At 69.5% G+C, this 25905-nt stretch carries 23 protein-coding genes; 15 read left to right on the top strand and 8 right to left on the bottom strand.

Annotation, left to right across the window (positions count from 1 at the left end; translation table 11 throughout):
* Positions 1-98: 98 nt before the first annotated feature.
* The 3 genes from LXT21_RS35160 to LXT21_RS35150 all read left to right on the top strand — a co-directional run bounded on the left by LXT21_RS35160 (position 99) and on the right by LXT21_RS35150 (position 3528).
* Positions 99-911, top strand: a complete 813-nt coding sequence (locus LXT21_RS35160) for a helix-turn-helix domain-containing protein (protein WP_254042605.1) — start codon at positions 99-101, stop codon at positions 909-911.
* A gap of 114 nt (positions 912-1025) precedes the next feature.
* Entirely contained in the window at positions 1026-2951 is a 1926-nt protein-coding gene (locus LXT21_RS35155; RefSeq protein WP_254042604.1) for a TonB family protein, read from the top strand.
* Positions 2952-3069: 118 nt separating this feature from the next.
* Positions 3070-3528 carry a hypothetical protein gene (locus LXT21_RS35150; RefSeq protein WP_254042603.1) on the top strand — a complete coding sequence of 153 codons (459 nt, stop codon included), beginning with the start codon at positions 3070-3072 and terminating at the stop codon, positions 3526-3528.
* Positions 3529-3530: 2 nt separating this feature from the next.
* On the opposite strand, the gene LXT21_RS35145 is transcribed toward LXT21_RS35150, so the two are convergent.
* From LXT21_RS35145 to LXT21_RS35130, 4 genes are all read right to left on the bottom strand, one after another.
* Entirely contained in the window at positions 3531-4823 is a 1293-nt protein-coding gene (locus LXT21_RS35145; protein WP_254042602.1) for a hypothetical protein, read from the bottom strand.
* Positions 4824-4885: 62 nt separating this feature from the next.
* Positions 4886-5179 carry a hypothetical protein gene (locus tag LXT21_RS35140; RefSeq protein WP_254042601.1) on the bottom strand — a complete coding sequence of 98 codons (294 nt, stop codon included), beginning with the start codon at positions 5177-5179 and terminating at the stop codon, positions 4886-4888.
* A gap of 129 nt (positions 5180-5308) precedes the next feature.
* Positions 5309-6985 (bottom strand): carboxylesterase family protein, encoded by a 1677-nt coding sequence (locus LXT21_RS35135; RefSeq protein WP_254042600.1) that lies wholly within the window; start codon positions 6983-6985, stop codon positions 5309-5311.
* A 129-nt stretch (positions 6986-7114) separates the two neighbouring features.
* Positions 7115-7867: a hypothetical protein gene (locus LXT21_RS35130; protein ID WP_254042599.1), complete on the bottom strand. Its 753-nt coding sequence runs from the start codon at positions 7865-7867 to the stop codon at positions 7115-7117.
* 308 nt (positions 7868-8175) lie between these two features.
* Between LXT21_RS35130 and LXT21_RS35125 the strand changes: the two genes are divergently transcribed.
* The 4 genes from LXT21_RS35125 to LXT21_RS35110 are packed head-to-tail and all read left to right on the top strand — an operon-like array spanning position 8176 to position 11811.
* Complete coding sequence (locus tag LXT21_RS35125; protein WP_046716083.1) at positions 8176-8748, top strand: RNA polymerase sigma factor; 573 nt, start codon at positions 8176-8178, stop codon at positions 8746-8748.
* Between the two features lie 3 nt (positions 8749-8751).
* Entirely contained in the window at positions 8752-9528 is a 777-nt protein-coding gene (locus LXT21_RS35120) for a hypothetical protein (RefSeq protein ID WP_254042598.1), read from the top strand.
* Between the two features lie 10 nt (positions 9529-9538).
* Positions 9539-11203, top strand: a complete 1665-nt coding sequence (locus LXT21_RS35115; protein WP_254042597.1) for a caspase family protein — start codon at positions 9539-9541, stop codon at positions 11201-11203.
* Positions 11203-11811 (top strand): carboxypeptidase regulatory-like domain-containing protein, encoded by a 609-nt coding sequence (locus tag LXT21_RS35110; RefSeq protein ID WP_254042596.1) that lies wholly within the window; start codon positions 11203-11205, stop codon positions 11809-11811. Before LXT21_RS35115 ends, LXT21_RS35110 begins: the two co-directional genes overlap by 1 nt.
* Positions 11812-11816: 5 nt before the next feature.
* On the opposite strand, the gene LXT21_RS35105 is transcribed toward LXT21_RS35110, so the two are convergent.
* Positions 11817-12911, bottom strand: coding sequence for a glycosyltransferase family 4 protein (locus LXT21_RS35105; RefSeq protein WP_254042595.1), 1095 nt, complete (start codon positions 12909-12911; stop codon positions 11817-11819).
* Positions 12912-13355: 444 nt separating this feature from the next.
* Here LXT21_RS35105 and LXT21_RS35100 point away from each other — a divergent pair, with 444 nt between their 5' ends.
* The 7 genes from LXT21_RS35100 to LXT21_RS35070 all read left to right on the top strand — a co-directional run bounded on the left by LXT21_RS35100 (position 13356) and on the right by LXT21_RS35070 (position 20489).
* On the top strand, positions 13356-14036 hold the full coding sequence (locus tag LXT21_RS35100) for a MotA/TolQ/ExbB proton channel family protein (RefSeq protein ID WP_254042594.1): 681 nt from the start codon (positions 13356-13358) through the stop codon (positions 14034-14036).
* 165 nt (positions 14037-14201) lie between these two features.
* Positions 14202-15068, top strand: coding sequence for a DUF6345 domain-containing protein (locus tag LXT21_RS35095; RefSeq protein ID WP_254042593.1), 867 nt, complete (start codon positions 14202-14204; stop codon positions 15066-15068).
* Between the two features lie 42 nt (positions 15069-15110).
* Complete coding sequence (locus LXT21_RS35090) at positions 15111-16013, top strand: hypothetical protein (protein WP_254042592.1); 903 nt, start codon at positions 15111-15113, stop codon at positions 16011-16013.
* Between the two features lie 523 nt (positions 16014-16536).
* A complete protein-coding gene (locus LXT21_RS35085) occupies positions 16537-17886 on the top strand; it encodes a hypothetical protein (RefSeq protein WP_254042591.1) in 1350 nt (449 codons plus the stop codon).
* Positions 17887-18406: 520 nt separating this feature from the next.
* The gene (locus LXT21_RS35080; RefSeq protein ID WP_323395366.1) at positions 18407-19411 is read left to right on the top strand and encodes a DUF2380 domain-containing protein; all 1005 of its coding nucleotides are present in this window, start codon (positions 18407-18409) and stop codon (positions 19409-19411) included.
* The gene (locus tag LXT21_RS35075; protein WP_254042589.1) at positions 19408-19878 is read left to right on the top strand and encodes an NUDIX hydrolase; all 471 of its coding nucleotides are present in this window, start codon (positions 19408-19410) and stop codon (positions 19876-19878) included. The genes LXT21_RS35080 and LXT21_RS35075 overlap by 4 nt, the downstream gene beginning before the upstream one ends.
* Positions 19879-19976: 98 nt before the next feature.
* On the top strand, positions 19977-20489 hold the full coding sequence (locus LXT21_RS35070) for a PDDEXK family nuclease (RefSeq protein WP_254042588.1): 513 nt from the start codon (positions 19977-19979) through the stop codon (positions 20487-20489).
* A 10-nt stretch (positions 20490-20499) separates the two neighbouring features.
* Here the strand turns inward: LXT21_RS35070 and LXT21_RS35065 are convergent, their stop codons facing one another.
* Entirely contained in the window at positions 20500-22083 is a 1584-nt protein-coding gene (locus tag LXT21_RS35065; protein WP_254042587.1) for a hypothetical protein, read from the bottom strand.
* 235 nt (positions 22084-22318) lie between these two features.
* Between LXT21_RS35065 and LXT21_RS35060 the strand changes: the two genes are divergently transcribed.
* Positions 22319-23197 (top strand): aldo/keto reductase, encoded by an 879-nt coding sequence (locus tag LXT21_RS35060; protein ID WP_254042586.1) that lies wholly within the window; start codon positions 22319-22321, stop codon positions 23195-23197.
* Between the two features lie 76 nt (positions 23198-23273).
* On the opposite strand, the gene LXT21_RS35055 is transcribed toward LXT21_RS35060, so the two are convergent.
* Positions 23274-24689, bottom strand: coding sequence for a hypothetical protein (locus tag LXT21_RS35055; RefSeq protein ID WP_254042585.1), 1416 nt, complete (start codon positions 24687-24689; stop codon positions 23274-23276).
* A 327-nt stretch (positions 24690-25016) separates the two neighbouring features.
* Positions 25017-25652, bottom strand: coding sequence for a CAP domain-containing protein (locus LXT21_RS35050; RefSeq protein WP_254042584.1), 636 nt, complete (start codon positions 25650-25652; stop codon positions 25017-25019).
* Positions 25653-25905: the final 253 nt, after the last annotated feature.

Genomic DNA, 25905 nt, shown 5'->3' with positions numbered 1-25905 from the left:
GTGTCGCCGCGCCTGCCTCGCAATGACCTGGGAGGGAAGTGTGTGGCCGCCTCGCCCGGGCGCGGGCGATGAAGAGGACCCTTCCGCGGGAGGTCGAGGTGGCGGCCCGACGTTCGCGCAAGAGCGCCGCGAAGCCCCGGAGCGAGCTGGGGGCGCTGCTCAAGGACTGGCGCGCGTCGCGGGGCAAGAGTCAGCTGGCGCTGTCCATGGACGCGGAGGTGTCGCCCCGGCACCTGGCCTTCATCGAGTCCGGGCGGACGGAGCCCAGCCAGGACATGGTCCTGCGGCTGGCCGAGGCTTTGGGCCTGGGCCTGCGCGAGCGCAACGCGCTGCTGGTCGCGGCGGGGTATGCGCCACAGTTCGGTGAGAGTGATTGGAACAGTGAGGAGATGCGCGAGCTCCGGCAGGCGGCGGCGCTGATTCTCGGCGCGCACGAGCCACATCCGGCGCTGGCGCTGGACGCGGCGTCGACGGTGCTGGATGCCAACGCGGGGGCGCTGGCGATGATGGGGTTGGGGCGGGACGCGCTGGGGCGCACCAACCTGATGGACCTGGTCTTCGCGCCCGGGCGGGTCCGCTCCGCGATTGGGAACTGGCAGGACATCGCGGGCTATCTGCTCGGGCGCTTGAAGGAGAACGCGCGCCTGCGTGGGCCCGGGTCCGAGGTCGCGAACGTGCTGGCCAGAGTGCTCACGTACCCGGACGCGAGTGCGCTCCCCGCGCGGATGCCGGGCCGCTCCGCGGGTGTCCTGGTGCCGCTGACGTTCGTGGTCGAGGGGGTCGCCACGCACTGGTTCACGACGGTGACGACCTTCGGCGCGCCCCTGCATGCCCTGGCCGAGGAGGTCACCATCGAGCAGTTCTACCCACGCCATGGACACGCGCTGGAAGCCGTCCACCCGCCTGGATGAGCTTCCGAGGTGCGCGGAGTCGATGAGAGCCGTGACGGGGTGTTGGCCATGACGTGATGTCGCCGGCACTCCTTCGTGACGGTCGCATGCGACGGTCCGTGGCAGGTGATCGCCATGCAGACCGGACCGCGCCCCTCGACGTCGAATCCGCTGGTGGACCCGCTCCTCGGACAGGTGCTCCACGAGCGCTTCCGGGTGCTGGCCCCGCTGGGGGCGGGGGGCATGGGGCGGGTGTATCGCGCGCTCCAGCTCCCGCTCGAGCGGGTGGTGGCGCTCAAGGTGCTGAGCCCCTCGTTCCCCACGGCGAGCGACCCGGAGTTCCAGCGGCGCTTCCTGTTGGAGGCGAGCATCACGGCGAAGCTGCGCCACCCCAACACCGTCACCATCATCGACTACGGGAAGACGGACGATGGGACGTTCTACATCGCGATGGAGTACCTGGAGGGGCTCACGCTGGCCGAGCACCTGGCCTCGGGCCCGCTGCCGTGGAAGCGCGCGGTGGATATCGCGCAGCAGGTGTGTCGCTCGTTGCGCGAGGCCCATCGGCTGGGTGTGGTGCACCGGGACTTGAAGCCCGCCAACGTGATGTTGCTGGCGGAGGAGGGGAGCGCCGAGCGCCACCACGTGAAGGTGCTCGACTTCGGCCTGGTGAAGCCCTTCGTGGTGGAGGGGGCCACGCACCTGTCGGTGCCGGACATCACCCAGGGTGGCACGTTCCTGGGCTCGCCGACGTACATGGCGCCCGAGCAGGCTCGCAACCAGGCGGATGCGCGCAGTGATGTCTACGCGTTGGGCGTGTTGCTGTACCAGATGCTCATGGGGCGGCCGCCCTTCCTGATGCAGGACACGCTGGAGCTCATCTTCGCGCACCATAAGGAGGCGCCGCCGCGCTTCAAGAGGGTCCGCCCGGACCTCGCGATTCCGGAGGCCGTGGAGGCGGTGGTGTGCCGCTGCCTGGAGAAGCAGCCCGCGCATCGCTACGAGTCCATGGACGCGCTGCTGGAGGCGCTGCGCGCGTCGATGGGCCCAGGCGCATCCCTCGTGCCGGACACGGGGCCTGGGGAGTCGGTGACGGGGCCGCTGTCCGCATCGGTGCCCGGCGCTCCGAGTGGTGTGCAGGGCACGCTGGTGCTGGACATCAGCCTGGATGAGTCCGGTGTGCTGCGTGCGGCGCCTCCGCGGCGGAGCCATCGGAATCGCGCGCTCGTGGTGGGGGCACTGGGGTTGCTCGTCTGTATCGCCACGGTCTGGGTGCTGGGGGCGCGTCGTCCGCAGGTGCCCGTGGTGTCACCCGCTGCTCCGGTGGCGACCGAGGCTCCGGCGGCTCAGCCCGCGCCGGTGCCCGAGGCGCCGGTGGTGGCGGCTCCTCGGCCCGTGCGCTTGCGCATCACCAGCACCCCCGAGGGGGCGCGTGTCTTCTGGAAGGGCGAGGAGCGCGGCACCACGCCCTTCGTGCTGGAGGTGCCACCGGACGACGGCGGCATGGCCACGGCCGAGCTGACCTTCGTGCGCGAGGGCTATCGCACGGACCGCGTGCTCGCGGGAGGCTCGGGCGAGGTGTTGCTGACGCAGCGGTTGGTGCGAGAGCGGGCGGGGCGGGCGTCATCCTCGGTGAAGAGCGCTCAGCCTTCGGAGGGGGGCGAGTGGATGGCGGAGGACTCGCTGAGCGCGCCCCTGCCGATGGAGGTGCCGGTGGCGGCGAAGCCCGTGGCGGCGAAGGCCGAACCGGGCCGCTCGGTGCTCACGGGCCCCCTCCAGTTGCCGGAGAGCGCGAAGCCTCCGGTGGAGCTCGCGGGCAACCTCCAGCCGGAGTTTCCGCAGCAGGCCCGTTCGGCGGGGCGAGAGGGACTGGTCGTCCTCAAGCTGGTCGTCACGGAGCGCGGAGAGGTGCGCGACGTCACCGTGATGCGAGGCGAGGAGCCCTTCGTGTCCGCCGCGATGCGCGCGGTGAGCACCTGGCGCTACCAGCCCGCGGTCCTCGAGGGGCGGCCCATCTCCGTCTACCGCGTGGTGAAGGTGCCCTTCCGACTGCGGAATTGAGGCCTTCGGTGGGGGGCAGGGCTCTTCGTCCGGAGGGCGCGCCCTTGGTGGGGGGCTTTCGCGAGACAGGGGCGCCCCGCTTGCGGCATGGGGAGGCCCTGGTCTTGAGTAGGGGCGCATGAACCTCCTCCTGCGCGGGCTGCTCGTCGTTGGTGTCGTCGCTTCAGCGGGCTGTGGGGCCTTGCGCCGGATGGAGGGCGAAGCGGAGTACCTGCGGCAACAGGTCTACGACTACGACTACGACGTCCCGCTGGACACGCTCTGGCAGACGGCGAAGCAGATGGGGAGCGAGGTCCGCGACGAGACGCAGGGCGAGGATGGGGTGCGGACCGCGCTCATCGGCATCCCGCGGCTGTCAGCGGATGGTTCGTCCTACACCCACACGCTCTACGCTCGTGCCTGGGAGGAGCGGGGACGCAGTCACCTCATCTTCGTCGACCTGCGCGGCCGCGAGGTGTTCTCCGACATCTTCCGGCGCGACGTCGACGCGGAGCTGGATTTGATCTCCCGCTTCGAGCCCGACGAAGCGAAGCGGATTCGCGAGGGCGCGAAGAAGGCGGGACAGCGCGCCCGCTGAACTCAGTTCATCGGTACGACGAGCACCTGGAGCCGCCGGGCGGTGATGTCCACCTCGCGCGTCAGCTCGGTGCCCGCCCGGAGGATGCGCACTGTCTGGCGCCCCGGGGCCAGTGAGATGCGCGCCACCTGGAACTCCGCCGGCAGGCTCAGCCAGCCCTGCTCGATTTGCGTCGAGTGCTCGATGCTGGCGCGGATGAGCAGATAGCCGCCGAGCGGTGGCACCACCAAGAAGAGCGACAGCGCCCCCACCCGCGCCCAGAGGTTCGGCTGCCGCGTCGAATCCAGCAGCGCTCCGACAGTGCCTCTTCGCAACAAGAGGTTCTCCAGCGAGGTGACCGTCTCCGCCTCCCATCCCGCTCCCCCCGCCTCGATTCGGGCCTGGCCTCGGACCCACGGGCGCGGGCACGCGCTCCAGACCCGCTGACCCTCCGCGCGCTCGACGATGCAGCGCTTCGGGAGCTTCCCCGTCTCCACGACGACCACCAACTCCCCGGCACCCTCTCCGAGCCCCGGCGCCTCCGGCGCCTGGATGTGCCGCTCCAGTTCCTCCAGCTCCGGACGTCCCAACCTCCGCGCCTGCGCGAGCAGCCAGGGCTCCAGGTGCGCCATGCTCGACGGAACCCCGCGCGGCGCGCTCCGGGTGATGCGCCACGCGGCGAGGTAGTCGATGAACGCCGACTCCTCGTTCCCCGCCACCTCGTGCGCGAGGCCGCTCACGTACAACCCGATGACGCTCTGGGCCAGGTAGGGACGCAGCTGCTCGTCGATGGGGATGGCGAGCAGGTGGTACTCCAACTGGACGTCGTAGCGCTGCATCAGGTGCCGCTGCAGGTTGAGCGCGCTCGTCAGCCGCGCCTCGACGGCGGCCTCGTCCGCACGCCCGAGCTGGAGGTAGTTCAGCGCGTTGAGGGTGTGCAGCGTCTGCCGCTCCAGCGCCCCCATGCGCCAGGGGATGGTCCCCGTGAACTCCTCGCTGATGCGGACGACCTCGTGCTCATCCGCCAGGCGCGACGCCTCGACGAACACCCGGCTGCTCGCCTCCCAGTCCCCCGCGCGATGCAGCAGCCCACCCCGGTCCGCGGCGACCAGCAGCGGGTCCAACTCCAACTCCTCGTTCCGCGCGACGGTGTCCAGCTCCGCCAGCGCCTCCTTGTACCGCCCCTCGTCCGCGAGCGTCTGAATCCCCGGGGTGTGCTGCACATAGCTGGCGCGGCAGCCCGACAGCACGACGAACAGGACGACGCCGAGGACGCGGGACGCGAGCGTGCCGTACGCGGAGACGAAGAATCCCATCGCCCCAGGATAGACCCGTTCCGCCCCTTCTCGTCATTCGGATGCGACTGCCTCCACGCTGCTCAAGCCTTGCGCGGTGCGCCGACGCTGTCCTCGAGGACCCGCCGGACGACTCGCAGGCCGGAGCGGGTGGCCGCCCGCGTGACGCTCGCGAAGCCTGTCGCTGATTTCCAGGTGCCCACGAGGAAGTCGAAGTCGCGTGGGCCGCCCGTGGGGAGGGACCACGTGCCATGGGTGGAGGGCTTGTCGGGCGCCGCGGCCAGGAGGCCCGGCACGGACACGAAGGGTATGGCGCTCACGCCCGCGAGCGTGTGGGTCAACAGCTTCCTGCGAGGGCGCGAAGCGTCGTCGTTCATGAGGGCTTGCCCGAGGAGGGAAGGCGGAAGGCCGACGCAGGATGCGCGCGGCCCCCCGGCGCGAGGAGGACCCGTTACCCGGGAGTCACGGGTCCACTTCGCGCCCGCCTCACTCCGGCGGAGCCCGCCTCAAGGCCGCTGCTGCGCGAGCATCCAGCTCAGCACCTTCGGCTCCTGGTAGACGCGGTCCCAGATGGAGTGGCCGCCGTCGTGGAAGAGGGTGAAGAGCACCGGCTTCGCGGGAGGATTGCCGCTGGTGTCCTGCGCCGTCTGTCCGTCGACCCACTCCCACCGCGCCGGGCCCAGACGGAAGAACGCCGTCTGCGCGCGGCTGGGATACGTGTACGTGGTCATGACGCTCCCCGTGGCGCCCATGGCTTCGCCCATCCGATTGAACCAGTCGCGCGTGCCCGAGTACGAGGCGGGGTCGTTGATGGCGTGCGAACCCCACACCGGCAGGTGGGCGTTCACCATCGCCTGCGCGCGGGCCACGGAGGAGCCATAGCCGCCGTTGCAGACCGGCACCGCGGCCGCCAGCTTCGCGGGGAAGGTGGACGCATAGGAGAACGTGCCCGCGCCGCCCATGCTCAGGCCCGTCAGGTACACGCGCTTCCTGTCCACCTTGTACGTCGACAGGATGCGCTCGATGAAGGGGTCCACGCTGTCGAGCGCCTCCTGGTCGTTCCAGAAGTTGGAGGTGCTCGTCTGGGGCGACACGAGGATGAAGGGATAGTCCTTCCCGTTCCTGTCGATGTACGACTGGAGCCCCATGGCGCGGACCCGCTTGAGCTGGCTCGGCCCGCCGTCTCCGCGCTCCCCCGCGCCGTGCAGGAAGATGACGATGGGCCAGTTCGTGCCCGCGTCGTAGCCCGGCGGCAGGTACACGACGTGGCCATAGTTGCCCTGGAACACGCGCGTGGTGTCCTTGTAGATCTCCACGGTGGTCCCGCGTCCGTTCAGGGCGGGCTCCACCCGGACCTTCGTGCGCGAGCTCGCTGAGGCGCCCTGGTCATCCGTCACGCCCAGCTCGAACTCGTAGAGCCCCGTCACCAGGCCGGAAGCCGTGGCGGACAGCGTGGTGGCGCCCGTCAGCGTCGCGGTGTTGGGGCCGGAGACCTGGGTCCACTGCTGTGACACCACGGTGCCATCCGAGTCGCTCGCCGTGCCCGTCAGCTGCGCCGACGACGTGGGCAGGATGAGCGTCTGGTCCAGGCCCGCGGAGGCGGTGGGCGGCACGTTCGCCGTCGTGCCCGCGGGGCTGCCGTAGACGACGATTTCGTTCGACGCGCCGTACATGCTGCGCGCGAAGTGGAGGTAGCGCGTGCGCTGGCCCACCGTCAGCCACTTCCACTGCTCCCACCCGTTGGTGACGAGCGACAGGGGCGTGGACCACGCGCCCGGCGTACCGACGCTGAAGGAGACGGTGCCGGAGTCGTACGTGTCGAACACGCCGACCTCCGTCACGTCGTACAGCTGCCCCAGGTCGATGACGAAACCCATGGGGTACTGGTTCTCGTTGTAGACGACGTTGCCCCAGGTCGTCGCGGGCTTGAAGGTCGAGCCCGCGCGCGGGTCCCCTATCAAGGCCTGCTCGTCATACAGGTTCTGATAGACGCCCAGCGTCGGACGGACGCCGTCGGGTTGGACGTTGGCCGGGTGGATGACCAGCTTCTGCCCCACGAGCGGCGACGTCACGGTGGACAGGGCCTGCTCGGCGCCGTCTCCCTCCGGCGCGCCACAGCCGACCAGCATGCCCAGCGAGGCGAAACCACACAGCCATGCTTCACGATGCCGCGAACGAATCACGAAGGCCTCCTCATTCAAGGGTGATGAGGAGGCCAAGGACAATCCAGATTAATCAGTTAAGTCCAGATTAATCGTTTTCTGATGTTCTTGGGATGGGGTTGCCGTTGCAACCTGGGTACATCCCAGAGCTCAGTCGTCGTCGTGGTCGTCGTCCTCGCCGCCATCGCGGTCGTCGTCGTCGAAGGCGTCGATGGAGCGGCGCAGGTTGTTCTCGATGGTGGAGCGGGCGGAGGCGTCGCGCGGGTCCAACCGCTGCCCGTTGCCATCGACGAACCAGCCGGTCGGGTCGATGTTGAGCGTGATGTTGGGCTCCTGGCCCTCCTTCACCTCGAAGCGCGCCTCGCGCTCCTGCTCCATGCGCACGCTGGAGACGAAGCTGAAGGGCTGGCCGTCGATGTGGCCGTCGATGACCACCGAGGCGCCCAGCTCGGCGAGCTCCCGCAGCGGCGCGTCCTGCCCCGCCTGGGCGACGGTGATTCTACCGATGTCGAACTCGATTTCATCGAAGATGCCCGGCGTCACCCGCAGGTTGCCCACGGGGACGATGCGGCCATTCAAGTCGTCCGCGGACAGGTCGATGAGGATGGGCCCCAGCCGCTGCTCGTCGTCAGCGCCCGAGTGCCGCAGGTCATCATCGTCGCCGCCATCCCGGTCGTCGTCATCGTGGTGGTCGCCCTCGTACTCGAGCTCCAGCTCGCGCACCGACAGGCGCACCCGGTCCAACGTGATGCCGGTGGCGGGCTCCGCCTGCTGGGCGCTCTTGCCGATGGCCTGGGCTCCACGCGCCGCGCCCACCCGGGTGCTCAGCCCGACCTTGACGCCCTCATCACTCCCACACGCAGAGAGCAGCATGACGGACACGCACAATCCGATGAATCGCATACCTTCCATCTCCTGGTATCGAGGGACCTGGCGAGCGGCGTCTCCGGCCTGCCGCCGCCCGAAAATCCCGGTCTGGAAATGAAGGAGCCCCGAGGTCCCCATCGGCCACATCACCTCGCCTGCATGAAGGGCGGCGTGGCCGAAACGGGGCCCGTGACTCCTTCCAGGGAGACAGGTACTGACTGGGGAGACATGGCGTGTCCGCGTGCCTCGAGATGGGAGTGCTTCCGGTGGGCCGGAGCCCTCTTCGTGTGCTCCCAGGTGGACGCACGTGGGGATGCGTGGGGGATGGGCGGGGGAGCGCGGGCGTGACGGAGGAGGAGGTCGCCACCTGCATCCGACGAGCAGCCGAGGGGGCGCAGGACGCGCACCGCGAGCTGTATCAGCGCTTCCATGGCGCTGTGCGCCGCGTCGCGCTGGGCTACTCGGCGCTGGGGCCCGCGGAGGTGGAGGACGTGGTCCAGGAGACCTTCGTCCGGGCCTTCCGCGAGCTGCCCCGGCTGCAGCATCCCCGCGCCTTCGGGAGCTGGCTGGTGACGATTGCCCGGCACCACGCGCAGTCGCTCAGTCGGGGCGCGCAGCTGCGAGGCCGCGCGGCGGAGGACCTGGCGCTGGAGCTGGAGTCGACCACGCCCGCGATTCCTCCGGCGTTGGAGCTGGAGCGGCGCGTGGCGGTGGTGCGCGAGCTGATTGAATCGCTGCCCGAGGGCCCCGAGAAGGAGACGGTGCGCCTGTTCTATCTGGAGGGCGAGCTGAGCGCGCGGGAGATCGCCGAGCGCCTGGGCCTGGGCAAGAGCGCGGTGACGATGCGCCTGGAGCGCTTCCGCGCGCGGGTGAAGCGCCAGTTGCTGTCGCGGCTGTTGGCCGCGGGAGTGGGATGAGCCATGGGCGACGCGAACAGACACCTGGATGCGCACAGCTGGCGGGCGCTGCGGGACAAGTCCCCCGACGCGGTGGCGTACTTCGCGGACCACCTGTCGCGGCCCTGCGATGCGTGCGAGGCGTTCCTCGAGAAGACGGGCGACGACGACACGTTCGGCCTGGAGGCGATGACGGACGAGGCGCTCGGGAGCCTGCAGCCTGTGGGCGAGGACACGGTGGGGTGGGCCCGCTTGCGCAGGCGGCTCGGTCCGCCTCGGCGCCTGTGGCTCTCCGGCGCGGTGGCGGTGGCCGTCGCCGCCGGGGTCACCTTCGCCGTGCACCCCGCGCTGCTGACGGGCGAGCAGCCGGGCACCTCGGTGCGACTGAAGGGCGGCGCCCCGTTGTCGTTGGAGCTGACGGCGCTCGCTCGGATGCCGGATGGGAGCCTGCGTCCACTGACGGAGGGGGCCCCGCTTCCTCCCGAGGCCGTGGTGCTGGTGCGCTATCGCGCGAGCGAGGTCGCGGACGCGCTGCTCGCGCTGGAGTCGCCCGATGGCTCCGTGCAGATGCTGGGCGCCTACTCGCTGGACGCGGGGACGCATGACCTGCGCGATGGCGGTGAGCTGTCCGGTGTGTCCCTGGAGGGAGAGCGGGGCCCGAGGATGCTGGTGCTGGCCGCGTGGCCCCGGGGGCAGGGCTCCGGGGAGGCGCGGGACGCCGCGCTCGCTCGAGGGCGTGTGCCGCGGGAGGCCACGTTGTCCCGGCTCGGGTTGCGGGTGACTCCGGAGGGCGCTCGCTGAGCGTGGGCCCTTGATTCGCTTCCGGCTCCATTTCGTCCTGGGACTCTTGCTCGTGTCGCTCGCGGCCTGTGGCGGCGCGCGCGCCGGGGAGAAGGGGAAGGCGGTGAAGGTGCGCCTGGACCCGGCGCGCCTCGCCTCGGCGCACGAGGGTGAGCGCCACGCGCTGCTCATCGGCATCGACCAGTACGACGACGACTCCTGGAACGACCTCCGCTACCCGGCGAAGGACGCGGAGGACTTGGGGCGCGCGCTGGCGGACCCGAGGCGGGGAGGCTTCCGCTCCGTGACGGTGCTCCACCGCCCGGAGCAGACGACGCGCGCGGGCGTGCTGGAGGCGCTGCGGGCGCTCGAGGCGCGTGCGTGGAATCCGAGGGACGTGGTGGTCGTCTATGTCTCGGGTCACGGCACGCTCGCGCGCGACACGCGAGGCGAGCTCCAGCGCTACCTGGTGATGCGCGACACGCGCTTCCGGGACGTCCAGGGCACGGGGCTGGAGATGGCGGTGCTGGAGCAGGCGCTGGAGCGGCTGGGTTCGCTGCGTCGGGTGCTGGTGCTGGCCACGTGTCACAGCGGCACGGGCAAGTCGCTGCTGCCCGAGTCGGTGCGCTCGGAGCTGGAGCGCACCAAGGCCGCGTTCCTTCCGCGCCCGTTGGAGGAGGACAGCCGCGCGTCGTTGGTCCTGTCCGCCAGTGATTGGGGCGAGGCGGCGCGCGAGGACGACGCGCTCGGCAATGACATCTACACCCACTTCTTCATCCAGGCGCTCGACGGGCGCGGAGACCGCAACCGCGACGGCGCGGTGAGCGCCACCGAGGCCCATGATTGGGCGCGCCGTCACACGTGGACGTATACGCAGGGACGGCAGCGCCCGAGCGTGCGGATGACGGAAGTGGGCGCGGACCCGGTGTTGCTCTCCGGCTCCCTGTCCCAGCCCGGCCAGCCGGAGGTGTTCTCCTACAGCCCGCGCCTGGAGGGCTTCACGCTCAAGGTGGATGGCGTGGACGCGGGCGAGCTGCCGGGGGGTGTGGCGCTCCCGGAGGGAAATCGTCGCCTGGGGCTGCACAAGGGCGGCGCGCTGCTCTGGGAGGACACGGTGGTGCTGCGGCCCGGTGAGCGTCGGGCGTTGGACGCGATGCTGCGCGAGCAGGAGGAGGGGCCTCGGCGCACCGTCTCGCTGGACATGGGGGTGCTGGGCTTCCTGGATGCCCGCAGCCGGCGCGAGGTCCTCCCGCGGACGTTGATGGCGGGCGCGGGCTTGCGGTGGCGTGGGGTGCTGCTGGATGAGCGATTGGATGTGGGCGCGGACCTGGCCGTGGGGCAGGGGCGTCAGGCGCTCCAGTTGGACGTGGGTGGGACGGTGCCGGTGCGACACCGGGCGGTGATGGTGGGGGTGACGGTGGGGCCGTCGTGGGAGTGGGGGAGGCTGGGCGTGTCCACGGGGCCGCGTGTGGCCGCTTTGTGGATGGAGCGCTCCTTCCAGTTGGAGCTGTTGAATCAAGATGAGCGCTACTTCACGGTGTGGCCTGGCTGGATGGCGGGAGTGTCATGGCGGCTGGCGACGCGGTGGGTGCTGGAGGCCAAGGGGCAGCTGCTCTGGGCCTATGTGCCCGTGGACGGGCGCACGCGCGCGGTGGGCTTCGGTGGCTTGTGGCTGAGCGGAGGGTATCGCTTCTGATGCGTGCGCCTGGACAGCCGTGGCTCCTGTCGATGCTCGCCCTGGTCCTCGCGGGGGCCTGCGGCGGCTTCAACAACGGACAACTGGGGGAGGGCTCCGTGCGCGGGCGCATCCTCGGCGCCGACGTGGACGTGGCGTGGGTGGGCGTGTTCGGTGAGTCCGAGCTGATGACCCGCGTGTCGTCGGACGGGCGCTTCGAGCTGGAGGGCGTGCCGGCCAGGACGGTGGAGCTATTCGTGATGGCCTCTCGGACGCGGGCGGCCCGGGTGCGGGCGGTGCCGCAGGGGGCTCGCGTCATCGACGTGGGGGACATCGACGCGCCGCCGGGCGCCTTCATCACCGTGAGGCTGCGGGGGGATGACGGCAACGTGCCCGAGGAGGGCGAGGTGGAGGTGGATGGCACGCCCTTCGATGACCTGCCGGTGGACCCGTCGACGGGCGAGGTGCGCGTCGGGCCCCTGCCCGCGGGCTGCTATGCGGTGGAGGTCGACGCGAAGCAGCACGCGAAGAAGGAGGAGCAGGTCTGCGTCCGCGAGGGCGAGGAGCGCCTGTACGACGTCGTCCTGGCCAAGGTCGACGACGATGACGGTGACGATGACGACGACTAGCGACCTCAGACGCCCGTGACGCCCCGGATGAAGGCGAGCATCTGGTCGCACGTCGCATGCAGGTCCATGCGCTCCTCGGCCATGCGGCGGGCCTCCTGGCCCATGTCGCGCAAGGTGTCGGGGCTCGACACGAGCGAGTCGAGGGTGCGCGCGAGCGCCGGGTAGTCGCCCGCGGTGACGAGCCGCCCGTCCACGCCGTCCCGCACCAGCTCGCCCACGCCGCCGACGGGTGTGGCCACCACCGCGAGGCCCGCGGCCTTCGCCTCCGCGATGGCCCAGGAGGACATGTCCGCCATCGTGGGCAACACGAACAGGTCTGCCGCCTGCGCCAGTCCAATCAGCTCCGGCGAGTTGGGCCTGACGCCAGTGTGAACGCGGACGCCGGGCGGCGCCTCGAAGGTGTCGGAGGTCACCAGGTCCAGCCGCCAGTTCCTCAGCCGCGTCTCCCGGGCCCAGCGCAGGAGCAGGTGTCCGCCCTTGCGGCCCAGATCCCCGCCGACGAAGAGCAGCCGCACCACGCCGTCCCGTGACTTGCGCTCCGGGGCCGGACGCCACAGCCGGGTGTCGACGCTGGGCCAGACGACGTGCACGCGGGAGCGCGGGACGCCGTACTCCTCCACCAGCGAGCGCTTGGTGAACTCCGAGAAGGACAACATGCCCTTCGCGATGGAGTAGGTGCGGCGGTGCAGCGCGTTCTTCGCCTTGCCCACCCAGCCGCCGTGCTGCGAGCGCAGGCCGTAGTACCGGAGATAGTCCTCCAGGCCGCTCGGCGTGGCGTCCGTGGAGACGACGCTGGGCACCCGCCCCATGAAGTCGTGCGCCAGGTGCGCCATGCGCTGCGTGTGGACGACGGCGGCCTGCACCGGAGCCTGCGCGAGCGCCTGATTCAACGCCGAGCGCGTCCTCAGCCCTCCTCGCAGCGACAGGCGCGAGCGGACGAGCGGGAGCTCTTCCCAGAGGTCATCCGCGTGCTCGTCGATGGGCAACCACACCGGCGTGATGTCGGTGCGCGCGGCCATGGCGCTCTTGAGGTTCTGCAGGAAGACGGCGTTGCCGAGCGTCGTCTCGATGGCGAATGCAATGCGTGGGGGCGCCGACATCGCTTGCACGTTCGTCCGTCGCGGCTCGCGGCGACATGCCGCGCACGGCATTCAACTAACTTCAGTCCGAGCGTCTTGTTAAGGCCCATGTTTCGCCAAGGGGTGGTTCTCAACGTGCGAGAAGATGCCCGGCGGATGTCCCGACATCGTCACACCAACCTGAACCGTCCTTCAGTTATCTCCCGACGCACGGTGTCCACCGTGGCGGGTCATCCTGCGCGCGGGTGTCGGGCACCTGACCCTCCGGGAGGGATGCGTCCCTGACGCGCGTCGGCATGGAAGTCATTCCTCCGCCGCCATGACGCAACGATGACCGTCTCGTGGAGGCGGCCATGCCCTGGCTCCGTCCGCGCCGCGTACCTTGATTCGCGAGTGCTCGAGTCGTCGTTCCCCCAGTGGCTCCATCGCGGGGCCAACGCGCGAGGAGGCGCGTCCTGAACCACCATGAACTTCACCCTCATTGGTTTGTGGGGCCACATGGGCCCCTTCGCGAAGCTCATCGTCATCGTGATGGGCGTGATGTCCGTGCTGTCATTGGTCATCCTCGCCGAGCGTGCGCTGGTCTTCCGGGCCGCGCGTCGCAACTCACGCAGGTTCGCCACGGAATTGGCCACGTTGCTCTCCAACGGTGACTTCGACGCCGCCGCCCACGTCAAGCTGGGGCCCGACGTGGGTTACCTCGGCCGCACCATCCGCGCCGGCCTGACGGCCTATCGCACCGCCTCCGATGACGACCGCAACGAAGTCATGGAGTCCGTCGCCCGGAACCTGGAGCGGCAGGCGCAGCGCGAGGTGCAGAGCATGAAGCGCGGCCTGGGGCAGCTGGCGACGGTGGCCTCCACCGCGCCCTTCGTGGGGTTGCTCGGGACGACGATGGGCATCGTCACCGCGTTCCAACAGATGGGCGAGGCGGGCGCGGGCGGCATCGGGAACATCTCCACCGGCATTTCCGAGGCGCTGGTGACGACGGCCTTCGGCCTGCTCGTCGCCATCCCCGCGGTCATGGGCTACAACTCCCTGCAGGGCTGGGTGGACGCGCGCGCCGTGGACCTGGCCGAGGCGAGCAACGAGTTCCTCGACGTCGTGGCCCGAGTCCTCAAGCGCTCCCGCGCCGTGACGGGCTGAGCCCGGCCCCGCGGGCGACTTCCGAATCCTCCGGAAAAAGACGACCGGGAATATCCGAACCCAGGTCCGTTCAGGTTGCCGAGGCCGGGAAACGGAGCGCCTCACGCTCCTTCCCGTCCCCGGCGTGCCATGTGGGCACGCCCTCTTTCGAGGGGGACCTGGACCATGAAGATTCGGACTCAAGACAAGCAGTGGCTGGCAGGCGCGCTCGCGGGCGCCCTGATGCTGCCGGCGGCGGCGGTGGCGAACGAGGCGCATGCCTACGGCGTCGCCAACTTCGGCGGCTCCGGACAGTGCTCGGGCTCGTCGCACTCCGTGCACACCCAGACGGCGTCGGCGTTCGCCAGCTACTTCACGTCGCTGCGCAACCTGGGCCTCTGGTCCGACGTTCGCACGCTCACCAACATGAACGTGACGCGGGACCTCTGGACGGACCCGGCCAAGGGCGCGGTGGGCGAGTCCAACGACGCCGCCCTCAACGCGGGCGTGGACGACGCGGACGTCATCTTCATCCACACGCACGGCAGCCACAACGAGAGCACGCCCCGCAGCTCGCTCGTCATGGGCAGCAGCAGCCCCTCCTGCTCGGCGCGCACGAACGAGCACATGCGGCTGGGCAACGGCAAGCTGGACATCGCCGTCATCAAGGCCTGCCAGTCCGGCAACATCGAGGTCTGGGAGAAGGGCGGCTACCGCCAGCAACTGGTGACGGCCACCAGCGGCTTCAGCGTCTGGAACGCCTTCCACGGTGACTCGTCGTGCGGTGGCTTCGTGAAGGACTACCTCGAGGACTACCTGGAGGGCTCGCGGAACGACGGCGTGGGCGAGAACTGGATTGATGAGGCCTACGACTGGGGCCTCTTCTATGACGACTGCCCGGTCTCCATCGTCTTCGGTGACACGAAGGCGAAGCGCAAGAGCATGTACGAGGCGGGTGGGTGGAGGGACCGCAAGAACACCGGCAACAAGACGGGCTCCACCTACTTCTACGTGAGCGGTTGCAACCCGGACAACGGTCGCAAGCTGCCCTGAGCCTTCCTCACTCCCCACCCTTTCTTTTCGGACATCGAAATCATGAAGACCCAACTCATCCGATTCCTGACGGCCCTTCCTCTCACCGCCCTGCTCGGCTGCGACAACGCGGCGCCCCTGGCGGAGGAGGGCCAGGACATGGCCCCCGCGCAGGTGAGCCAGGCGGCGACCGCCGTCAGCTTCTCCTTCGACTCCACCGGCCTCGCCACGCCGCCCTCGGGCGGGATTCCCACCCAGCTGCTCCCGGCCTCGGCCTTCAACGAGGCCATCGTCCAGCGCGGGCTCATCGGCACCACCGAGCCCTTCACCGTGGCGGAGGAGCTGGGGGCGCGCCGCGATTTGGAATCGCAGACGTGGCGGTACGAGCGGGACAGCTCGTCCGGCCGCGTGCTGGTGGTGAACAAGGTGGAGAGCGGCCCCGCGACGCCGCAGGAGCCCGGGGTGTTGCAGCGCAACGCCGTGGCGCGGCTGCAGCGCTGGGGCGTCCCCTCCGCGGAGATTGGCGAGATTCGCCAGGTGCAGTCCTTCCTCCAGAACGAGGAGGTGGGGGAGGTCGCGCCCGCGGAGCTCCACCGCTACAAGACGTTCGTGCTGCGCGCCATCAATGGCATCCGCGTGCAGGGGCACCGCGCGGTGGTGACGCACGGCGTGGATGGTGGCTTCCAGCGCGCGCTCATCCGCTGGCCGGCGCTGGCGCGTGAGGGGCACCTGCTGCGCACCCGTCTGAGCACGACGGAAATCGAGCGCAAGGCCACCGAGGCGCTCGTGGCCGAGGGCCTGACGACGGGCCGCGTGCGGCTCAACTGGAAGTACGTGCCGCGCCAGCTCACCGACGGCACCTGGGCGCTGACGCTGCAGGTCAACGCCTCGCTGCCCTCCATCACCACGGACACCCACACCGAGGAGCCTCGGGTGATTGACGTGGACGTGAACGCCGTCCCGTAATCGCGGTGTGTCACCTGCCCGCCTCCGGCCTCCCGTGGCCGGGGGCGGTTTCGATTGACGCCGCATCGACTTGAAGGGGCTCAATCCCCTCATGGGGACGGGCCTCTGCTCACATGCCGGGCTGGAGGCGCTACACGGAGGCCCAGCTTCCAGACGGCTGGACTATTCCAGTGTGTGTTGTCCTTGGTCGGTAGTGATTCGGCTTTTTGGACCTGTCACGTCGTTCAGGTTTGGAAGGGCTGGTAGTACCTTGAGTCTGCCTTTGCGCGACCCCTGTTGCGCTGGCACTCGGAGCGTCCAGCCCATGTCCAATCCGTCTGATTCTCGGCCCGCCGGGAGCGCTGTCCTGTTCACCCACGGCGACGCCTCCTGCGAGTCCTTGACGAAGCCGCCGACCGCGTAGCGGCGGCACCTCTTTCCTTCACCACCGTGGAGCCACCACCGGCCCGGCGCGAGTCGCTCGAGCCGACTGGGAGGCGTGTGTTCTTCGTGCCTCATCCCGGGGCGCGCACAGGAGGCGTGTATGCACAGGACGCGAAGCTGTCTGGCCGCCGCGCTGCTGTTGCTGTTGCCGGCGACGGGAGGGGCCTCGGAGCCTTTCGCCACGGAGGAAGAATCAGCCACCGCCTCGGCTGCACCACCCACGCGCAAGTGGCACTACCTGACGCGCGTGGAAGCCACGTCGTTCGCGTTGCGGCCTCGCGCTGGCGCGGGGGAAGACGAGGGCTTCGTGCAGGTGGAGCCCACGTTCATCCTCGACGGTGGCCCCGAGTTCGGCGTCAACCTGGGGGCGCCCGTGCGCTTTCGCCTGTGGGGCGGGAGCGACGGCGGGGCCCTCGTGCGTCGCGAGGACTGGGACACGCTCTCGGACTGGGGGCAGCTCGTTCGCGGCCTCAAGTTGGGTTCCGACGACGCGCCGGTAGGTGTCTGGTTCGGCGCGCTGGAGGAGTACCGACTCCTCTCCGGCCATCTCGTCCGTCGCTACTCCAACCGTACGAACCCCGACTACCACCCGGCCGGGGGCATCTTCACGGGCACGTTGGGCCCGCTCTACACGGAAGCGTTCGCCTCGGATGTGCTCGGCGCGCGGTTGTTGGGCGCGGAGTTCTCCCTGGACCTGGAGCACATCCTCTTCGGGCAGCCCGAGCAGCGGGGCCGGTACACGTTGGCCGTGTCCGCCGCCCACGACTGGGGGAGAGCGGGAGGCACAGCGCCGTCGATGACGTTGGCCCACCTGGATGCCATGGCGGTGAGGGTGGTGCGGCCCGGCATGGAGGCATACGTGAACGCGGGGTGGGGCGGCCGGCCCGGAGAGGGCGGTGCTTGGGGCGCTGTCATGGGCGGCGGGGTGGACTCGCTCTCCGAGAGGTTCAACCTGCGCCTGCGACTGGAGGAGAGGCGCCAGCATGGCGGCTTCCGGCAAGGCTTCTTCGGCGCGGACTACGAGCTGGCGCGCTTCCAGGCGGCGGGCCCCCACGGCGTGTCGCTCGCGGATGCTCGCTTTCCGGACGGCTACTCCGCATTCGCGGAAGCCCTCGTGGAGTGGGACGCCGTCAGCTACGGCGGGCTCTACAAGCACCTGAAGGCGTCGCTGGGCGCGGAGGCGTTCTCCTGGGGCCGCTTCGACCTGGATGGGCGCGTGGCGGTGCAGCTCTTCGAGCGTGCCTTGGAGGTCGCGTTGAAGGGGCTCGCCGTCGGGGCCGGGAAGCCCGGGGCGCGCTACCTGGGCGCGGCAGAGGTCCGCTGGAGGTTCCTCGGCGGGAAGCTCTACGCGATGGGGACGGCCGGCACGCTGCTGTTCCCCACGTCGGAGGGGATGCTGCGACCTGGGGCCTTCGCCTCGGTGGGCCTGGGGGTGGACAATGCGCGCTGACGCCCTGCTTCTGGTCGTGGTCCTTGCCACGGGATGCGCGTCGGTTCCCCATGCTCCCGGGCGTGGCGGAACGTTGAACTACACGCCTCGTGGAGCGACCTCTCCCGAAAGAGCGGACGCGCTGAGTGGCGAGCGTCCTCATGCCTCTGGTTCCCCGCCGCACTCTCTCTCGGGCTCTGGGGCTGGGCAGCGCTTCATCCGGCATGTCGGGCCTCGAGGCGATGCAACGCAGGCAGCACCTGGCACCGCATCAGGAGCTGTCGGAAGTGGGGGTCCGCAAGCCGCCTCGGCCCGTCAAGCGGTCCGCGGCGCCATTGACGAAGTGAAGCGCACCCTGGAGAGAAGCGACGCGACGCGCTCACGGCTCGCTTCGCGTTCATCCTCTTCCGGTACTCGGAGCCTCGATGGTGTCTTCACGCGCTATCTCGACCATGGCTCCAACCAACTGGCGTGGCTACGAGATGCGCTGCGGAGTGCCACCGCGCTGGCGCAAGTCGCGTCGGAAGTGGAGGACTCGGACATGGAGCTGGGCGTCCTGCGCATGGCGGGGCCTCGACTCCAAGGCGCGATGTTCGGAACCCTGCTGTTGGCCACCTGGGTGGACTTCCTCCAGCTTGCTGACGCCCTGCTGCGAGACTGCCCCATGTGCGGCACTGAGAAGCTGTTCGTGGACCTGAATCGCGTCCAGGGCTTGATGGAGCCCGCGTTGAAGGAGTTGGCGTCCAGGGACTCCGAGCGCATCGAAGTGGCGGCGACCGAGATGCCGGAGTTGATGGGGAAGTTGACCCATGAGTTCGACGTGATTCAGCGAGACGCGCGCTCGGCCATGGAGCAGGGCGGCAAGGTCATGGTCGCGGTGCAGGTGATGGAGATGCTGGCCCTGATTTCCACGCTGAAGATGTCACTGCCCCGGCCCCCGCCATCCGCGCCCGCGATGCTCGGCGTGGGGCTCGTGATGAGTTCGGGCGGCGTCATGGCGGGCTCGCGGCTGGTCGTCTCCGCCGAGTGGGTGGAGATGATGCGAAGGCTGGTGCAGGCGGGTGTCATCTCACTTCCCGTCGTGAGCGCTGCGGTCCGCATTCACGGTGGGCAGGTGATGATGGCCCAGGCACACCAGGACTTGCCCGAGGGCGTGCGAGAGGCGCTGGGGGACAGCCCCGAGGTACGCGGCATGCGAGTGACGGGCAGGGCGGGCGCGGGCATGTCCGAGGCCCCGAAGCATCACGTCATGCCGAAGGAACACCGCGAGTGGTTCGAGCAGCGCGGCTTCAAGGGCGACTTGGACATCGACCAGTTCTGCGTGAGGCTGGAACAGGCCCACCACGAGGCGATTCACGGCGGCGGGAACTGGAAGCTGGGGCGCATGTGGCCCGGTGAATGGAACAGGCGGATCATGGAGGCACTGCGCGAAGCTGAAATTGATGCTGGCCGCATGTTGACGCGAAATGAGATCTTGAGCGAGGTCGCGGAGAACATGAATCGCTACGACATCCCGATGAAGTTCACGATGGGGACGAGCCGATGACCGATGGTCGTTCGTGGCAGGGGAATTGGAAGGCTCGCCTGTATGAGCGCGTCCACGAGCGTGGTTGCGACTCGCTCACGGCTTTTGCCGAGGCCCGCCCCACTGCCTCTCTGGTCGAGCTGGCCGAGGCACTAGGTAAGGACGACATCGCGGGGGTGCAGGTGTTCAGCATGCTGGTGGAGGAGGCGGCGCGGAGCAAACAGCTCACGCGATTGGTGCGTGGGCAGTTCGTGCGCGAACTGTACACGCGCCTCCCCAAGGGCTGGCCAGACACCCTGGACGACGCAACCCGTGGTGAGGTTGCGCTGGCGCTCGGCGCGTGGACCTCCTACACCCCAGAAACGCATAAGGGGCGTGTTCGGCAGGCCAGAGCGGTGCTTCGTGCGACCCCGCCTCCAGCAGGCTGGCGCCCGCTCGGTCCTGATGACGAACTGCTGCGCACGCTCCTACCGGACGACGAAGCCTGAACGAAGTGGGCAGCCTCCCGTAACCGAGAGCATCGGGAACTGGCGGCGGGCTTCGGGTTCGATTAATGCTGCGGGGAATCAGTTGGGGGGGAACGCTCGTGAACCTGCAAACCGAGTTCGCCGCGGCGGTTCGACGTCAAGACATCCACTTCGCCGTGCGCACGCTGCTCGACCCGGACGTCCAGCCTCAGACGGCCGCGTTGGACTCCCAATTGCTGGCGTCCCTGCTCGAGCTCTACTGCCAGCCGCTGCTCGTCGACATCGCGGACCGCAACGGCCTGCGCGTCGTCGATTCGCCGCCGGAGGTGTATCCCCACTTCACGCTGCTGAAGGACGAAGGGGCCCGGGAGAAGGTCGCCGTCGACATCGAGGTGAGCTGGTTCACCGGCATGTCCGGGGGCGCGGTGATTCGCGAGCCCCTCGTGAGCAGCCGCTTCCCACTCGATGAGTACACCGAGCACTGGGTGATTGGCTTCTCGCTGGACGTGCGCGGTCTCTCCGAGCGCATCGAGTGGCGCGTCGAGAAGCGCAGGCCCGGTGAGCGCTCCTCCCTGAATGGCTGGTACCCGGAAGCGCCGCCCGCGCCGGAGCTGGCGCCCCGACTCCGATAGTCCTCGTTCCCTATGGCGCGGACCTGGGTGTCGTCGCCTCCCCGCTGGCCGCAGGCGTGGGCGCCGCGGGAGCCTGGGGCTTCGCGGGCTCGGCGGCCGGCGTCTCCGGCTCGTGTCCTCGCAGCGCGATGGCGGGCAACGACACCGACAGCGCACCCACGTCCAGGAAGCCGTGGAACCCCTCCGGGTGCACCTCGGGGAGCATGCGGACACCCACGGACGTCTGGGGGCGAATCTCGACCACCGGGCCCGGGGTGATGCCCATCACGTTGCACGTGATGTCCCCGTTGAGCTCCACGTCACACCCCCAGCGGCGGCCCTGCGCGTAGCCCACCTCCAGGACCTTCACGTCCGGGCGCTTCTCCACGACATGCCGCGACAAGGGCACGAAGTCGTCGTTCCAGTCCGCGTCCCCAAGCCGCGTGTGGGCATTGCCCGCGAGCACCAGGAACACGTCCTGGGGCCGCGCGGCGCGAGGCTTCAACACCTTGCCCGCCATGTGCGCGTCACGCGCCTTCCCCTGGCTCATGTCCGTGTCCATCGCCACCACGGAGATGGCGCGGCCCTGGGCCTTCAGCGCCCGCGCCCGGTCCAGCAACTCCATCATCGCGCGGCTGCCTCGGCCGTCCTGCTGCACCTTGCGCCAGAAGTGCCCCCCGAGCAGCGCGTCCTGGTCCGAGGGCTTGCCCGCGCTCGCCAGGTACGCGTCGACGCGCGCCTGCTCCTTGTCGGGCAGGGTGAGCGCGAGCGTGACCGCATGGCCCGCCTGCGAGGCCTCGCACATCAGGTCCCCCACGCTCGTCGGCACCTCCCGCGTCCCGAGCTGCTCGCCGATGAGCACCGTGAGCCCGGCCTTCAAGAGCGGCTGGAAGCCCGGGACCTTCCGCTCACAGGGCTCCTGCACCGGCTCCTTCCACCGCTTCAGGTAGAAGGTCGGGTCCCTGGCGAACGAGTCGTCCCGCGACAGCTTCAGCGAGCCGGTGAGCGTCTCCAGCGACGGGCGCGACTCCAGAATCAGGGTGAGCCGCCGCTCCAGCTCCAAATCTCGCGTCCCCTGCGTGGCGCCGTCCAGCTCCACCCATCCCGCGGTGTCGCGCTCGCGCTGCGCCAGCTCCACCGGCGCGCCCCGGGCGCGGAATTGCTCCTCGAAGCGCTGCATGCCCACGAAGCGGTTGCTGAGCGCGCCGCTCGCCTCGGGCTTGATTTCGACGTCGTTGCTGAAGGCGACGCGCTTCATCCGGAAGATGCGGAGGATGCACTCGCGCTCGGAGAGCGACTCGCTGGACACCAGGTAGCGCGTGTGGTCGCCGTCGCTCTGGTAGCCCCAGGACTTCGTGCCGATTTGTGCCGCGCGCCACTCGGTCAACAGCAGCCGGGGGTCCTCCATGGGCTGGAGCACCCAGCCCTCGTTCTTCAAGAGCTTCGCGGCCTCGGCGAGCGCGCGCTCGGGGGACATCAGGAAGATGTGCTCATAGCGCGGCTGCTCCGGCTCCACGGGCGGGGCGGCCTGGGTGGCCTCGGCCTGCTCGGGGGGACGGACGTTCCTCGCACAACCCGCGAGCAACAACACCAGACCAGCCAGGGCTCGGTGCATCGATGGCCTCCCTTGTCGCGTTCGGAGAACTCGGTGGCGGGACAGGAACGCTCGGGGGCGGAAAGGATATCGGTGAACCCCGGGCGCCCAGCGCGACGCACCACGTCGAGCACGCCCGCTCCCCGAGGAGAGGGCCCAGGGGCGCGAAGGCCCCGTCGCCCGTCATCGCGGCGAGCGGGCGTGCCCGAGGGGCGTTATCCAGGCGCCCTACCTTCAGTGCAGGAGGAAGCGTTCCATGAGCGGCACCTCGTCACGACCTGTCGAAAAGAGCGGAGTCTTCAAGCTGGGCGGAGAGCTGCCCATCCACCGGCTGGGCTACGGCGCCATGCAGCTCACCGGCCCCGGCATCTGGGGACCGCCGAAGGACCGGGCGGAGGCGGTGCGCGTGCTTCGCCGCGCGGTGGAGCTGGGGGTGGACTTCATCGACACCGCCGACTCGTATGGCCCCTATGTCAGCGAGGACCTCATCGCCGAGGCCCTGCACCCGTACGCCAAGGGCCTGGTCATCGCGACCAAGGCGGGCCTGGTGCGCACCGGCCCCAATCAGTGGCACCCGGTGGGCGCGCCCAAGTACCTCCGCCAGGAGGTGGAGATGTCCCTGCGCCGCCTGAAGCTGGAGCGCATCGACCTGTTCCAGTTGCACCGCATCGACCCGAAGGTCCCCGTCGAGGAGTCGCTGGGCGAGCTGAAGGCGCTCCAGAAGGAGGGGAAGATTCGCCACATCGGCCTGTCGGAGGTCTCCGTCGAGGACATCCAGCGCGCGCGCAAGGTGGTGGACGTGGTGTCGGTGCAGAACCGCTACAACCTCACGGACCGCGTGCATGAGCAGGTGCTGGAGTACTGCGAGAAGGAGCGCCTGGGCTTCATCCCCTGGTTCCCGCTGGCCACCGGTGGGCTGGCGAAGCCGGGCGGCGCGCTCGACTCGGCGGCGCGCAAGCACCAGGCGAGCCCCGCGCAGATTGCCCTCGCGTGGCTGCTGGCCCGCTCGCCGGTGATGCTGCCCATCCCGGGCACATCCTCCGTGAAGCACCTGGAGGAGAACCTCGCGGGCGCGGAGCTCTCGCTGGGCAAGGACGAGCTGGCCGCGGTGGACGCCCAGGCCTCGGGCCACTGAAGACGACGGCGCCCCGGTGGGCGGCCCCCCGTGCTCGGGGCCGACCTCCGGGGCGCCATCACCCTCGAGTCAGGACTCAGGGGTTGGTCCAGATGCCCCAGTTCAGGAAGAAGTTCCGGATGGAGTTGCGCAGGCTGGTGGTCTGCGGCGTGCCCTGCGACGTGCCGTAGGTCCACACGGCGGCGTGGCCATAGGGCCCGTACGGGCACGAGGACTGGCCGTGGATGGCGATGGAGTAGCCATTCGAGACGGACGCCGAGGCGAAGTAGGGGAACGCCGGGGAGTAGGCATACACGTAGCCGTAGGCGTCCACGCGGCCGATGCTGCCGACGTTGGAGGCCACGGACGTGCCACTGATTTGATTGAAGAACCCGCCGTTGCTGGCGGCCGTGTTCAACAGGAACGTGCCGTCCACGCGATAGGAGTCCTGCTCATACGCGGTGGCCGCGCCGGGGCTCGTGTAGGCGGCGAAGGTGGAGCCGCTGATGCGGCCCTGGTGGTCGAAGCGCACCCGGCAGGTCGAGGTGCACGGGACGATGCTCAGGCGGGGGACGAGGATGCCGAAGCGCGGGCCACCCGGCCAGGTGACGACCCACTCGATGTAATAGGTGATGACCCACCGCGAGCAGTTGAGCCGGAGGTTGACCTGGCTGATGCCGTTGAACGCGTGGGAGATGCCGTTGCGCCCCAAGGCCGTGAGCGCGTGCTTGGCGCCCGGGCCATTCGTGCCGCTGACGATGCCCCCGGCGTTGTTGATGTAGACGCTGTACCCGGAGCCCGAGGGGTTCTGCGAGTACACGGCCTGCCACACGCAGGTGCAGGGGCCCTGGACCTGGAGCTTCGAGAGCGCCAGGGAGTAGGCCACCGCCTGGCCACGCAGGTGGGGGTTGATGGCGACGACCTCGTCGAGCAGGTCGACCTCCTTGCCCTCACCGGACTTCTCGGCGATTTGCGTGAGCGCCGCGTCCAGCTCCTCGCTCACGTGCAGCACGTCGCCGTCGGTCCCCACGCCCGGCGCCACGGTGACCTGGCACTCCTTGTCGTCGGGGCACTCGAGGTTGAAGTTGAAGGGCTGGGTGAGGATGGGCTCGCCGCCGTCCTTGTCCGCGAGGACCAGCCGCTGGGACCAGCCCTCCTTCCAGAACTCCTTGGAGGCGCCATGCAGCTCGACTTCCGTCTCCTTGCCGGGCTCCGGGTGCACCCCCACGCTGTCGGTCGGCTCATCCTTGTAGCCATAGGAGGTGAGCACGAGGTCGGAGGGCAGCTCCGCCTTCTCGGCCCACTGGATGCGGACCTTCAGTCCCTCCCCCACCAGGGAGAGACCGGTGATGGTCGCCTGGGCGCCTTTCTCCGCCTGCGGGTCGGGGTCGGGGTCGGCGGCGTGGGCCATCGGGGCCAGCAGCAGCCCTCCGAGCGCGAGCACGGAGAGGGGCAGCGAGCGCAGCGGGTGCAACACGAGGTCCAGGAGACCTCGCGGGGGACGGTAGGACATGGGGAAACCCCTTATGAGACAGGAGGCACGGCCGACAGGGATTGTCGGTCGTGATGTCTGTCAAAGCAGGTCTCGTGCCCATGACATGGATTGTTTGTTTTCCTGGGACGGCTCACCGACCTCCCCGACCCGCCGGGAGGTGGGAGTGTTGACGGGTGGACGAGAGGGTGTGGCCCATTCCGCCACGAATCCGCTGGAGTCGTGGCCTGGCGCGCTACAGCCGGGTGATGGTTTGAATGACAAACTCGTGGTGATGTCTGGCTCAACCCGGGATGAGCATGGATTGCCCCGGGCCCGTGATGAGATGCGGGCCCGGGAGCGGGAGCCTCAAGGCGAGCCGAACGCCTGCGTCCAGTAGTGCTTGTAGGTGCTGGAGGGCGCGTTGTAGTAGCCGACGCCGATGTGCACGAGCTGCGGGTTCATGATGTTCACGCAGTGGCCGCTGCTGGTCATCCAGCCGTTCACCACCGCGGTGGGCGTGGCGTAGCCCGCCGCGACGTTCTCCGCGGCGCGCCGGTAGGAGTAGCCCGCCGCCGTCATGCGCTGCCAGGGCGTGGAGCCGTCCGAGCCCGTGTGGCTCATGAAGTTGTTGACGCCCATGTCCTTCGAGTGGCGCCGCGCCGCGCACCGCAGCTGGTCGTTCATGGTGAGCGGGGGCGCCGCGGCATACGTCGTGCCGCCGCAGACCGCGCCGGCCGCGCGCTTCTGGTTGACGAGCGTGAGGACCTGGTCCTCGAACGCGGCCCAGGCCGGGTCCCACGTCGCCACGTCGCTACAGATGGCGCTGGCGGTGACGGAGCCGGTGCCGGAGGGCGCGCCTCCCGTCTCCACGTGCATGGGAGGAATCAGGGTGCCTTCCTCCTGGGAACCCCCCGGGCCGCCCACGGACGGCGTCTCGGGCCCACCACAGCCGCCCATCAGCGCGGCACCCATCAGGAACACGGGGACGGAGCTCCATCGCATGGCAAATCCTTTCGAGTCAGAGGTGTGGCCATCTCCCGACGAGATGGTCTCCTCATCCTGGCCAGGACCGACGGGATGTCGAGAGGGAACCCGGCGCCCGGCTGCTCGGGCGAGGGGCCATGCGCTCAATGTGATGCAAATCTTACCAGGACATCGTGGCGCTCCTGGCCCCGTTCCTCACACGTGGCTTGTCTTCCTTTGTCGGCCGGAATGTTCCATCACCCCTGTCCACGTGACTTCGTGGGAATGAAGC

The sequence above is a fragment of the Myxococcus guangdongensis genome, from assembly GCF_024198255.1.
Classification (GTDB): Bacteria; Myxococcota; Myxococcia; order Myxococcales; family Myxococcaceae; genus Myxococcus; species Myxococcus guangdongensis.
This window is presented reverse-complemented; position numbering and strand designations above follow the sequence as displayed.